The 11,467-nt window shown below is 56.2% G+C and carries 12 protein-coding genes and 2 pseudogenes; 5 read left to right on the top strand and 9 right to left on the bottom strand.

Translation table 11 applies throughout. From position 1 onward, the window contains the following. Positions 1-45: 45 nt before the first annotated feature. The 4 genes and pseudogenes from EI982_RS02665 to EI982_RS02650 all read right to left on the bottom strand — a co-directional run bounded on the left by EI982_RS02665 (position 46) and on the right by EI982_RS02650 (position 1,831). Positions 46-489, bottom strand: coding sequence for a hypothetical protein (locus EI982_RS02665; RefSeq protein WP_157688012.1), 444 nt, complete (start codon positions 487-489; stop codon positions 46-48). 349 nt (positions 490-838) lie between these two features. Then, the gene (locus tag EI982_RS02660; protein ID WP_157688011.1) at positions 839-1,132 is read right to left on the bottom strand and encodes a hypothetical protein; all 294 of its coding nucleotides are present in this window, start codon (positions 1,130-1,132) and stop codon (positions 839-841) included. Positions 1,133-1,136: 4 nt separating this feature from the next. After that, a pseudogene (locus EI982_RS02655) lies at positions 1,137-1,466 on the bottom strand (twitching motility protein PilT); the annotation flags it as partial. Next, entirely contained in the window at positions 1,463-1,831 is a 369-nt protein-coding gene (locus EI982_RS02650; protein WP_157688010.1) for a UPF0175 family protein, read from the bottom strand. The gene EI982_RS02650 and the pseudogene EI982_RS02655, both read right to left, overlap by 4 nt. A gap of 418 nt (positions 1,832-2,249) precedes the next feature. On the opposite strand from EI982_RS02650, the gene EI982_RS02645 reads away from it, so the two are divergent. From EI982_RS02645 to EI982_RS18640, 4 genes are all read left to right on the top strand, one after another. Further along, positions 2,250-2,468, top strand: a complete 219-nt coding sequence (locus EI982_RS02645; RefSeq protein WP_157688009.1) for a hypothetical protein — start codon at positions 2,250-2,252, stop codon at positions 2,466-2,468. A 135-nt stretch (positions 2,469-2,603) separates the two neighbouring features. Continuing rightward, on the top strand, positions 2,604-3,671 hold the full coding sequence (locus EI982_RS02640) for a CNNM domain-containing protein (protein WP_394352057.1): 1,068 nt from the start codon (positions 2,604-2,606) through the stop codon (positions 3,669-3,671). 195 nt (positions 3,672-3,866) lie between these two features. After that, on the top strand, positions 3,867-4,571 hold the full coding sequence (locus tag EI982_RS19095) for a tyrosine-type recombinase/integrase (RefSeq protein ID WP_157688007.1): 705 nt from the start codon (positions 3,867-3,869) through the stop codon (positions 4,569-4,571). A gap of 391 nt (positions 4,572-4,962) precedes the next feature. Further along, positions 4,963-5,343 carry a DUF8121 family protein gene (locus EI982_RS18640; RefSeq protein WP_233255270.1) on the top strand — a complete coding sequence of 127 codons (381 nt, stop codon included), beginning with the start codon at positions 4,963-4,965 and terminating at the stop codon, positions 5,341-5,343. Between the two features lie 235 nt (positions 5,344-5,578). Here the strand turns inward: EI982_RS18640 and EI982_RS02625 are convergent, their stop codons facing one another. Then, positions 5,579-6,265, bottom strand: coding sequence for a helix-turn-helix domain-containing protein (locus EI982_RS02625; RefSeq protein WP_157688006.1), 687 nt, complete (start codon positions 6,263-6,265; stop codon positions 5,579-5,581). Between the two features lie 203 nt (positions 6,266-6,468). Here EI982_RS02625 and EI982_RS02620 point away from each other — a divergent pair, with 203 nt between their 5' ends. Beyond that, on the top strand, positions 6,469-7,260 hold the full coding sequence (locus EI982_RS02620) for an alpha/beta fold hydrolase (RefSeq protein ID WP_157688005.1): 792 nt from the start codon (positions 6,469-6,471) through the stop codon (positions 7,258-7,260). Between the two features lie 326 nt (positions 7,261-7,586). On the opposite strand, the gene EI982_RS02615 is transcribed toward EI982_RS02620, so the two are convergent. The 4 genes and pseudogenes from EI982_RS02615 to EI982_RS02600 all read right to left on the bottom strand — a co-directional run. Continuing rightward, the gene (locus EI982_RS02615) at positions 7,587-8,678 is read right to left on the bottom strand and encodes a DUF7972 family membrane protein (RefSeq protein WP_157688004.1); all 1,092 of its coding nucleotides are present in this window, start codon (positions 8,676-8,678) and stop codon (positions 7,587-7,589) included. Between the two features lie 497 nt (positions 8,679-9,175). Continuing rightward, positions 9,176-9,637, bottom strand: coding sequence for a DUF4112 domain-containing protein (locus tag EI982_RS02610; protein ID WP_157688003.1), 462 nt, complete (start codon positions 9,635-9,637; stop codon positions 9,176-9,178). Positions 9,638-9,743: 106 nt separating this feature from the next. Beyond that, positions 9,744-10,736 carry a transposase gene (locus EI982_RS02605; protein ID WP_157688002.1) on the bottom strand — a complete coding sequence of 331 codons (993 nt, stop codon included), beginning with the start codon at positions 10,734-10,736 and terminating at the stop codon, positions 9,744-9,746. 331 nt (positions 10,737-11,067) lie between these two features. Then, a pseudogene (locus EI982_RS02600) lies at positions 11,068-11,343 on the bottom strand (RNA-guided endonuclease TnpB family protein); the annotation flags it as partial. Between the last annotated feature and the right edge of the window lie 124 nt (positions 11,344-11,467).

Genomic DNA, 11,467 nt, shown 5'->3' with positions numbered 1-11,467 from the left:
TGAAACCCGAAAACTCAACCACTGATAGCATAAATCTCTGTAGCGTTACTCACTCGGTTGTATCTCGACCAACCTGATGTCGGGGACCGTTCTCTCCTCACCGAAAGAGTAGGTATGAGTCCCTTCGACGGTGCCCCAGATGTCGAACGTGTTCTCGATGTCGACCTGATCTCCAAACCAGGTACATCGCAGCACTTTATCGCCAGAACCGCCATGGTCTGGATGGGCGACGGACATGTGGTATGACCCATTGTTCGTCTCGTCGATCGCGGAGATGTCGACATCCGAATAATGGACTGGCTCGCCTTTCCACTCGTCCATATTCTCCATTAATTCGCTCCAACTGGGGGATTTGGCTTCGTTTTTGATTCGCTCGATTCTCTCTTGCTCTTCACTTTTGCCTCCCAGAACCGCCTCGATTGCTCCACACCCCGAGAGAGGTGCGATCCCCATAGTAGCGAGCAGTGTCGCGTATTCACGTCGTTCCATATCGACCGCTCGTAAGAGCAAACTAAAAAATTCTGTTATGCAGATGGCAGTCCATCGGCTCGACCTGTAGACGGACTGCTTACTGACAATAAGGTGATACTAGTTATTCGTCTTTCATGAGTACTCATAGTATACCCGCCGAAGCCGATGCGAACTACTCTCGCCTCGTTTGCTTTTCGGTTCCGACACGAGCAACACTCGTCGGACACGGAAACTTGGGGCCGCTTTCACTGGGGCCAATAACGGGCGTGTGTTCACCCAAACCAAATTCTATGACACGTTCGACCACCAGCAAGAACGTGATTGTGAGGTGTTTTCCCCGCTAGCAAGGAGTCTGTGGACGTGGCGACTATAGAAGTTCTCGGATATCTCTGTGCTCGACGTACAGCGGCGCGTTCTGCATCACTATCAGTTTCAAGATCGTACTGTCAAGCGGCAAGGAGACCGTGCCACCGTGGAGTTCGACGGTACCGGACCCCTCGATCGGAACTTGTCCGCCCAGCGTCGGGTCTCTGTGCATCGTGTTGAAATGTGCGTGGTCCAGTACTGCGTACGCGCTAACGTACTGTGTCGGCTTCTGGGTATCGAACTTCACGTCGAACGTGATGCGGTCGATCCGAAGGTTCTCACCCTCGTCTGTCACGTGGACCGTCGTCCGTCAGTAACCGACCATCGTGTGCGTCAGCAAGTGCAAACGCCTGTGCTTCTCCGGGATCAAGATGGTCGCTGACAACCGCTTCTCTATTTGCAACAGTGTCCGAGATCGTCGTGACCGGGATCTCATTATCTAGTATGTCCAATGCCGACTGGAGGTAGGGATGATCGTCGACACCATTGTGAAGTTCTTCGCGAACGACCGGTACTGTACAGATTCTTGAGAGTCCAGCTACTACCCACAACTGGTCGATGTAGGCAAAGTTTGATAGAACAGTCGTATTGAGAACGCTTGGGTCCGCTGGAATATCGGCAGTCGTCATTGCGAGTCCGATGTCTCGTTATCAGCAGGCTCATCATCGAATTCGAGTTCTGTCGCCGTCTCCGCTTCGTAGGCCGCATCCTCCTCATCCACGAGCCCGAGCCGGAGTTCCACACCATGCTCACGGAGAATATCCCGCATTGTCCAGCGGTCGACAGCAGCGAGTCGTGCAGCATCACCGAGCGTAATTCGTTCGCGTTCGTAGAGGGCGACTGCCGCAGCGATGCGTTCGTTTTCGTGGTCCTCGAAATATTCGCGCACGAACTCGCGCAGCGCGTCGCTCTTGCCTCCGAACACACCAGCCTCCACAGCGCCCTCAATGAGGAGGTCGAGGTCGTCAGGATAGGAACCAGTGATTCGTCCCATCGTTCTATCCCAGAGTACGTCTTCATACTATTTATGAACTCCGCCAGATGTCCTATAAATTGAGACGGCCAGCCTCAACTACTGTGCGGGGCGTAGACCAACAAAACAATGATATACATTAGACGGCCGGTCGATGTCTCATAAAGAGACATTTGTAGTAAGAAGATTTGTGACAGCTGAGTTGGACGAATTTACACTCGACGGCCGGGGTGTATCTGTCCTAGCGGGACTATTTTATTCATTCGACGGTTGGTTCTCCTCCGGCCAAAATAGATCTGTAGCAATGAGAGTTGTAACGCCCTATTTTGGCAGATTCACACTCGACGGTTGGGGTGTAGGACGGTCTGTTACACCCGACCCACCGTCTACTATCTTAACCTCATTCGTGAAGCGCTGGGATGTTTGAAAATGAATTCCTATGCCGGTTCTGGAGAAGTGGGGTGTGGGTTTTCTTCTGAGCAGACCGTATGGTAGAAGGGCGGTGGCTATGATGCCTCCAAAGAAGAGTAATTGGAGAATAGAGAAGAACGTGAGTGATGGGATTGTGAGTGCTCCGACGATCGTTGAGAGACAAAATAGCCCTCCACCAAGGAGGATGATATGCTTGACCGGCTCTGTTGAAACCCTCGCTCACTGATAGTTTGTTGAGTCTGTGCTGAATACAGGGCGCGTATCTTGTGACCTGGTTGTGCCTGTGTACCGTGCTTTTTGTGTCTTCGTCATTGTCTCGATGTGAACACTATTTTCTGTCTACTGTCAGTACGGTCCCATGATGGAACCGCTCGAGGTCGGACTACGGATTTTCGGTGGAATCGTTCTTATCGGGGTGAACGCCTACTTTGTTGCAATCGAATTCGCCCTGACCCGTCTCAGGCAGTACCCCAAATCGGAGCTCAACACACCCGGACTCGAACTCGCATGGGAGATGACTAACGACCTGGAGTTTTACCTGACGACGTGTCAGGTCTGGATCTCCGGGACCAGTATTGCACTGGGGATTATCGCCGAACCCGGACTCGCAGCCCTGTTCGAACCGCTGTTCGAAAACACGACCCTGGCATCGATCGGGGCTGGTTCGCTCCTCGGATTTCTTCTTATCAACCTAGTCCATCTCACCCACGGCGAACAGACACCGACGTACCTCGGCGTTGAACGCTCCAAACAGGTCGCCCAGTATGGAGCACGACCACTGTACTGGTTTGCCAAAATACTCGCTCCGGCCATCTGGGTCGGTGACTCGGTTGCAAAGGCAACACTCGGCCTGTTCGGCATCGAGATGACCCAATCATGGACAGAAACCGGTGAGGAAATCATCAAAACCCGTGCAGACCTCCGGAACCAGCTTGGATCGGTACTCAAAGAGGGCGAGGTGGCTGAGGACCGCCGTGAGGAAGTGATGAACGCCTTGACCATCGGCGAACAATCGGTGGAAGAGGTCATGATTCCGCCCGAGGATATCGTGGCACTGTCTACTGAAGACGATCTCGAATCGAACTTCGGGAAACTCGAAGAGCACCCACATACGCGGTATCCGCTGATTGGTGAGAACCTGACCGACTTCCGTGGAGTCGTCTACAGTCCGGCGCTGTTCAACCACCGTGAAGAACTGTTCGCCGGTGACCGCGAGTTCACTGAACTGGCAGCACCGCCGATGACGCTCTCACCCGATACCGACGTGAGTGATGCGATCGATCAGTTCCAGACGGAAGGGCAGGAACTCGCGCTCGTCATCGAGGAGGGCGATGTGGTCGGGCAGGTGACTGTCACCGACCTGCTAGAGACCATTATTGGTGAGGTCGAAGACCCACTTGATCAAGACGACCCCGACATACTCGATTAGCGAACACAGACGTGTTCAGGTAGCGGTTTCACTGTACCATCAGGCCAACACTTCGAGGTAATTGAATAGGGGCTTCTGAGGTTGTATGACTCCCGATGTAGCCGCCAGCCTCTTGCCTCTAATTCAGCGGGCACTCTGTTGACTTGTCACTGATATGCCACCTTTGAATTCGGGGGAACAGCGTTCTTGTGGTGGATGACGGACAACTATCAGCAGTCGAATGAATGGGCTCAGCAGCATCGACAATCCCTGACGACGCGGCACACTCACGAGGATGTCCTCACGGACCGGGAGTTCGAACTCCTCTTGGAAGCGTGTAGTTCACTGCCGGAACCGCGAGACTTGCAGGCACGATTCGTGTGTCTAGCTGGTGGCCGACTCGGGCTCCGGGCTGGCGAGATCGCACACTTCCGGGCAGACTGGCTCGATTGGGATCGGATGCTGCTTCGCATTCCACAACACGAACCCTGTGAGTGCGGCTATTGTCGTCGGCAAGCAGCACAAGAGACGACTCACAACGAGCAACTCACACATGAAGAAGCGATGGACACTCGCTGGCACCCGAAGACGGTTGCTTCCGCCCGGTCGATACCGATTGATCTGTCGCTCCGGTTGGAGTTGTGTTTGGAGCGGTTCACTGACCGGTACGACTCGTTCCCTCGATCCCGTACTACTGTCAATAGAAGAGTGACAGCTGCCGCCGAGGCAACAGACATTGATGGCCGGGTCTATCCGCATTGTCTCCGTGCGACCGCTGCCAGCTACCACGCCTACCAAGGGGTTGCGCCGGTTCCACTCCAAGCGCTCATGGGGTGGAGCGACTTGGCCACAGCGCAGAAGTACATCCGCATCTCCGGACGAGCCACGGCTGACGCTCTTCGGCAAGTCCATCACCGATGAAACCGGTCTAACATCCATCAACTCTCATCCTCCGTGCTGAATTGAATGCGCGTATCCAGCACGCGGCTCACAACAGATTTCCAAGAGAACTTTGGAATATCGCGAACAAATTCACAGTTATGCGCCGCCGTGCATTCCTCGCGACTGGCTTGACCGCAACCTCCACCATCATCGCGGGTTGTGGCTCACCCGGCTTACGGACTGATACTGTTTATTGTAAATCATTACCGGTGGTTCGCCGAGACGGTCCGGCGAACCACCGGCAACCAGTTACAATAATCCGTATGAATACACGAACCCGACCGTAACACACGACAACCACGATAACGCGAAATACCTCGAATTCCGCGGCGATAACACTGAATTCGCCATCGTGGGTGTCGATCCCAATATGGATATCACGCCGAGAAGCCTTTTTATATCCATCTCCCACCGTGTAGACACCCGTCTCCAGTCACTTACACAGCGGTTCGTGACTCCGGACAGTAACGGGACCCCGATACGACTCTCAGTTCAGCCTCCTGAGGATAATGAAAGTCCGAATCCACCCATATCACTATCCCAAAACGAGAGGGGCGCGGTCTTGGAGGTAGATGAATTCGGTACTCTCGCCGATGAAAGTGTGTTTATTACGCTCACTATCAGCCACTGGCCCAAGTCAGCCCGCGGACTCGTCATCGAGAACACTGTGGAACTCATTGAGACGGAGGCACCCGACCACACGGCTGTCCTCAACGGGCAGCTCGAATTCAATGCCGATTCCGACATCTGAGTCAATAGGTCTACCGTCAACACGTGGACATTAGCAGGCTCTCGTTCGAATAACCGATCTTGGAACCTGTCGTCGCTGCGGTTTGGTTAGTAACTCGAGTGTTTTCTCGGTCGAGATTGACTGTTGTAAGTCGCTCGTGATTGGTGCTTTCTCCGGGTGGCTAGCAGGCGACTCGGTCAGTGCCACAACGGCGCGGATAGACACGATAACGTCGCTCATTGCCGGGGTCTCGCCCTCAGGTGGAGAGTGGTGGCCACGTCGGTGCCACCGTCTCCTCGATGAGTTGGGTTTGAGCACGCCGTAGTCGTTCGGAGACGGAGGAGGCAGAGAGATCCAACTCTGTGGCAACATCTTCCAGAGACGTTCGTCGAGGGATGTCGAAGTAGCCCAATTCGTAGGCCGTTCGGAGCGCCTCGTGTTGGCGGTCAGTGAGTCCCTCGCCCGGTGGTTCAGTCTCCCCATCCTGCGTGAGACGGCGCAATTGAAAACTGGCGTTGTGCTGCCAGAAATGCGAGAAATCGGTGAACGCGTTTCGACTGGCGAACCAACCCGTTTGGTTCCATCCGTAGTCCCTCACCTCGATCCGCTCGATGATGGCCTCAGCTGTCGCAAGTGCTTTGAGCCCAGTGAGTTCATCAATCTCGTCTCCAAGCTGTTCTTCGAAACTCAGTGCTGGCCGTATCTGATACCGGCGCGTATCTTCGGCCTGACCGATGAACGTCCATCTCTCTACATCGTGGGCGGCACTGAGGGCGTGCTCAAGGTCTCTCTGGGGCCCGCCCCTCGCGGTGACCAGAAACAGGGGCCGGTTCCCATGGTTGAACTGTAACTCCAAAATCAATGTCGCTTCGGAGACATCCGCTGCGACCCCAGTCAGAGGAAGTGCCTCGCAGTGGATCTCGAATTCGGCGACGAGGCCCATACATAATCCTCTATGCGGACGCTAAAGGGACTGCCGAAAATCGCCGGATATACGATAGCCTCGTTGTGTCCTCCCAGTCTCAACAACTCGTTCGGGATTAGCTCCTCTCTGCTCGAAAATAGGCCCAAGATTGCCACCCTTATTTAAAAAGCCGCATGACTGAGAGAATGTCTTAGCTCACTCCTCCGGCAACGTGATGATACATGTCGATGACACAGTCTGCAGATGGCACAGAAGTTGCCTACGAACGTCGTGGCGACGGTCGGCCGCTGATACTACTTCATGGCGGCATGGCTCCGCGAGAGTACTGGGACACAGTCGTGCCGCACTTCGATGACTTCGGTGCTGTTCTTCCTCGGCGGCCGGGGTTCGGAACCTGTCTGGACAGTCTTGAGACGACGAGTGCCGCTGACGTGCTTGATCGCGAAACCGAGTACGTATGCTCACTTGTCGACGCTGTCGACGGCAAATCGATCCTGTTCGGCCACTCGTTCGGCGCGCTGACTGCACTCGAGACTGCGAGAGATGCAGAGGTCGAGGCTGTCCTCGCTTACGAACCGGCCATCCTCCCCGATGGCTTTCGCGAGCAGGCAGATCTCGCCGATCGAATGGAGCAACTCATCAAGGATGGACAGCGATGCGAAGCAGTCAAACGATACATCGAGACGGTTCTCCACCCGGATGGAATCGACGATCTCGAGGGATGGCTGGCAGGATGGCCGGTCTGGCCGGATTGCGTCGACCTCGCCGAAGAAGTCGTCCGAATGAACCGCGCCGTCGAAAGATACGAACTGCCCACCCATTTCGACATCGACGCTCCCGTACTTGTTATGTCTGGTACCGACGGTCCGGCCTTTCTGCGGAAAAGCGCTCGCGACGTCCACGAGACGCTACCCCACAGCCGCTTCGTCGAGTTTGACGGTGTTAGTCACAGCGGCCCCGGCGAAGCACCGGGACTGATCTCGTCGGAGGTGACCTCTTTCCTCGACCGATAAATCGGAGACTGTGCTTCTCTCCATCGGGAGAGTCTCTCCGCAGTCTGTCCCGCTACGCGTATTCGTACTCTGTATGGGTCACGACTCCCCGACAGTAATCAAGTGGTCGACGGACATACTGTGTCGATGTTTGACCGTTGGTCCGGCAGCTCACTCAGTTCGGGATCCCGTGTCTCGACGAGTCTTGTGTCTCCTGAGAGACATCGCGGTGCCGTTGATATGGACGGCCATTCTATCATCGAAACGCCGGTTCAAACCACGTGATCACTAACTCGTCAGTCCTCGGTTGACGGATCACTAAGCCGAGCGAACGGCCGACATCTGCTTTACTCACCCTTGTCGCCGACACCCGAGTTCTCCCCGCTCTTCGCTTCGGTTTCTCCCCAGTCGAGGTCGCGGGACCGGTCAGTCTCCCGGAGGATGAACGGCCCGATGGAGAGTGTGCGCTTCGTCACGGTGACGATGCGGAGGATGTAGGACAATAGGAACGCGAACGGCAACAGGGAAATGGCCACGCCAGCGCTCACCACCACAACCAGTGTGCGCACGCCGAATACGGTCCCTGGGAACAGCGCCGGTTCGAGGTAGACGATGCCCGCGACCGCCGTGAGGAGCGCGGGTATGGATGCGTACAGCATCGTCCGGGAAAGGTCGATGAGCGCCCACTGGAAGTACAGCGTCTTGAAGTGCTCGCGTGCCGGCCCGAACAGTTCGAGCGCGTTGATGAGTTCGTCGAACGCGTGGTGCGCTTCCTCGGTGAGCAGGTCCTCGTTCTCTGCGCGAATGCGGCGCGCCGCATACAACTTCCACGAGTAGTTGTAGTTCAGCGCGGAGAAGACCACGTCGAACTCCCCGAACTGGGACCCTTCGAGATTATTCTGGACGGCGTCCGCGTTTTTCTTCACGTTCTCTGTGAACGCGGCCACCTGGTCGTTCAGGTTGTCGTTGTCGATGTCTGCGATGGCGTCTTGGAGGGCGTCCGTGTGGCGCTTCGTGAGTTTCACGAGCGACCGGAGGAACGCCGAGGGCTGGGCGGGACTGACGGGTTCCTTGATGACGTCCTCAACGTCCTTCCGGAACGCCATCGCACCCTCCATGCGTTCACGCTGGTCCCCGATCGGCCCCTGTTCCTGGGAGAGTACGAGCTGGCTGAGCGTGAGTACGAGCGTGACGGCCGTGATGATGGACGTGAGCAACCCCTGGAACAGCGTCTCGATGGGGTCCGCCTGGCTGAACAGCGCCAGCGTCCCGATCGGGTGGAGTTGCCCAACGATGGCAAGTGCGAGGAACACGCCGCCCGAGATTCCGGCGGCGACCAGCCACCGGTTCGCATTCAACAGTAGCCAGAATTTCCGACTGCTCTCCGGTACGCGCTCCCGCATCGTGTCGCTTGGGCGACTTCCTTCACTGTCGCTCATACCGTCCGTATTCCGCTCACGATTGAAAATTCCGGGCGACGAACTCGTCGGTCTGGACGCGTCCACGTCCCGTGACGGATAAGCCGCCGGGCGTCGAACCCCCTGGCATACCTCAGCAGACCGTTCTGGCACCTGGCGGTCTGACGTAGAACCGACCCTCGACCCGCTCAAAGGCAGGACATCGGCAGACGTGGTGCCATGTCCGCCGAACCCTCAGCACCGGAGCCGCTGTGGCGGCGCCCGCCTCGTCGCAGTCTCGGCGTTCATCGCGGTGCGCGCCGGCGCAGGCCTGCGGTCCGACAGCGGTGACTGGGATGGGGGGAGCACGAGGACGCGCTGAACGCGCTCAGGTAGGCCGTACGACGCGGTGGGGTTGTTTGGGTTCTATCTCTGAGGGAGCGTTATCGCGTATTTGTCGTTGAGGTCGGCAACGTATTTTGTAGTAGCAACTTACAGTTCGGTTTCCTTGACGAGCACGTATAGCCCAGCGGTCCCACTCAGTTGTCAGGTTCGACGGGGATTTCGACGCCGCCGCCTGTCCTGTCGCCGGACCCGTCCGTCTCCACCACTTCGGCGAGGTCCTCCAGTGCGAGCGCGACGTTGCGTTTGTTCGCCTTCCAGAGCGCGTCGATCACAGTACCAACGTAGGGGATGGATCCACCCGCCACGTCGATGGTGATGTTGGCGAGCATCTCCACAAGTGTCGTGAAGGTGACTCCGAGGTGCGCCGACTCGGCGACGATGTACAAGGAGAAGGCGCCACTCACCACGTCGCCAGCAACGGGGAGTGCCCCCAGAACGGGGTCGATTCCGATGCGGAAACCGATGCCGGGAACGCGCACACTCTCGTCGAGTATATACGCGACCGTCTCCATCCGCTTGAGCGCGGTCTCGTCGAGGCTCGCCGGTAGTTCACCCTCGTAGTCGACATCGAAGCGGGATTCGAAGTCCGCGGGCATGGGGGGTACTGTTTCGGGTTGGTGACCGAAAGTCTGTGTGGTGGGCGTCGTCCCGACGCTAGTCTCGGACCATTCATTCGGTATAGAGGGTGCCATAGAAGACCTCTCACACCATGATTATGGTACTTCCCGGATTGTCACCACGTTCGTAGTTGGTGATTGCGACGACGAGGCGAAGACACAGCGCAAGGAACACCTGCGCTCGTGCGTGGACGCGGCCTCGAGCGTGAGTGCGCCCGAGGCCGCAGTCTTTGACTGCTTCGTTGGTTCGTTCTACTCCTGTCCGCCGGTTGTACGTCTCGTCTAAGATCGATTGCTTCAGCTGAACATCCTCACCGTGTTCGTTGATGCGGTCTTCGACCCTGTACTCGATGTCTTTCGGGGCGTCAGTATTTCGTGGGTTGTACGGAACGACTGGCACGACCCCTGCGGCCAGCAGGTGGTCGTGCCAGTCGAGCGTGTCGTAGGCGCTGTCTCCAAGCATCCACACCGGCCTGGCGACGGCGAGTGCGTCACGCGTGACGCGCATCGCCGTCTCTTCCAGCGCTTGTTTGCTCTCAGTGAACTCGGCTGCAATCGGGATTTTTTGTCCGGTCGAGACGATTGTACAGCCGTAGCCGTAGTAGTACTCTTCAGCGGTTGGATCGTAGCATGTCGACGCGTCTGGATCGGCCGCCATCGCTCTCACATCGGTTGAATCGATGGAGTACGTCAAGTCGAGCAGGCCGCCCGGCGCGGCCTGCTCGACGAGTCTCTCGAACACTTCGTAAACGACGTGTTCAAGATCGGTGAGAAGGCGATCGACCGCGTCTCTCGACGGCGGTCGATCGAACCCGCAGCTAAGCCAGACAACCGTGTTCCGAAGCTCCCGCTCAACCGGACGGAGTCGATAGACACCGTGGTAGTAGCAATGGAGGAAGCCGCGCATCAACTCTGGTGGCTCGTGATCTCGTGTTCGCCCCGTCTCCGCCGGGGCGAACACGTCGAACTCTTCGAGAAACTCGAAGGAAAGATGCTCAAACAACGCTAACGTCTCGGTCTCCGCGACATTGAAGAACGACTCTACCGAAGGATCATCTTGCAGGGTCGCTGAACTCATTCCAACTCAGCGTTCACCCTGCTCTTTGGTGTGGTAACTGTTCTATGACACCCTCTATCTTCGCAACACGTCGGCTACTTCGTTGAAATTCTCATTCGTTGTGGGGTTTCAGTCGTCGTGCTGAATATAGAGCGCGTATCGGTCAGCGACTTCGGGCCAGTAGACGATTGAACAAATCGGTCGTTACAGAGGATTATGATAGTGACTCGGTGACTTATGCAAACAATATTTTCTGATATTAACGTACTTAATATAATAAACGTCTGAGAATGGGATGCAGCTGGAAAATACATTAAATTTAGAAATCAAATTTATGCATACGGCCCAAATATATATTATATTTACAGACGAAGTGCAGTTCCCACTCGTCATCGTTCCAGACCGTACGAACGTTCTGCACCGAGAGGTCAACGTCAGGACGAGTCTGGTACTCGCAGAGCAAGAAGTCCGAGAAGTGTTTCTTCAGGTTCGCGCCTTTCGAGAGTCGAACTCGATTGTTCTCGGAGTCGTGTTTGAACCCGTCTTCTTTGAACGTAACCGTGGAACGTGGTCGTTCGTCGCCATGTTTCCGGTAGCCGGGCGGATTTGCCTTGTCGTCTTTCTGTCGTGAAAAGTTGCGACTCTTCTTCTGAATGCATACGATCTCATCGAGATCGATTGAGTCCAAGAACCACTAAGCGAACCTACGGTGAGATGGTCGTCATTTTCTGCAAGCGTTCAGGTCTTGGCCA

This window comes from Haloplanus salinarum, from assembly GCF_009762275.1.
GTDB lineage: Archaea > Halobacteriota > Halobacteria > Halobacteriales > Haloferacaceae > Haloplanus > Haloplanus salinarum.
The sequence above is the reverse complement of the archived record's forward strand: the minus strand, read 5'-3'. Positions and strand labels throughout refer to the sequence as shown.

Excerpts from the sequence above, each read along its gene's own strand:
- EI982_RS02665 (WP_157688012.1), bottom strand. The coding sequence starts at position 489 with ATGGAACGACGTGAATACGCGACACTGCTCGCTACTATGGGGATCGCA.
- EI982_RS02650 (WP_157688010.1), bottom strand. The coding sequence starts at position 1,831 with ATGGGACGAATCACTGGTTCCTATCCTGACGACCTCGACCTCCTCATT.
- EI982_RS02645 (WP_157688009.1), top strand. The coding sequence starts at position 2,250 with ATGCCGGTTCTGGAGAAGTGGGGTGTGGGTTTTCTTCTGAGCAGACCG.
- EI982_RS02640 (WP_394352057.1), top strand. The coding sequence starts at position 2,604 with ATGGAACCGCTCGAGGTCGGACTACGGATTTTCGGTGGAATCGTTCTT.
- EI982_RS19095 (WP_157688007.1), top strand. The coding sequence starts at position 3,867 with ATGACGGACAACTATCAGCAGTCGAATGAATGGGCTCAGCAGCATCGA.
- EI982_RS18640 (WP_233255270.1), top strand. The coding sequence starts at position 4,963 with ATGGATATCACGCCGAGAAGCCTTTTTATATCCATCTCCCACCGTGTA.
- EI982_RS02625 (WP_157688006.1), bottom strand. The coding sequence starts at position 6,265 with ATGGGCCTCGTCGCCGAATTCGAGATCCACTGCGAGGCACTTCCTCTG.
- EI982_RS02620 (WP_157688005.1), top strand. The coding sequence starts at position 6,469 with ATGTCGATGACACAGTCTGCAGATGGCACAGAAGTTGCCTACGAACGT.
- EI982_RS02615 (WP_157688004.1), bottom strand. The coding sequence starts at position 8,678 with ATGAGCGACAGTGAAGGAAGTCGCCCAAGCGACACGATGCGGGAGCGC.
- EI982_RS02610 (WP_157688003.1), bottom strand. The coding sequence starts at position 9,637 with ATGCCCGCGGACTTCGAATCCCGCTTCGATGTCGACTACGAGGGTGAA.
- EI982_RS02605 (WP_157688002.1), bottom strand. The coding sequence starts at position 10,736 with ATGAGTTCAGCGACCCTGCAAGATGATCCTTCGGTAGAGTCGTTCTTC.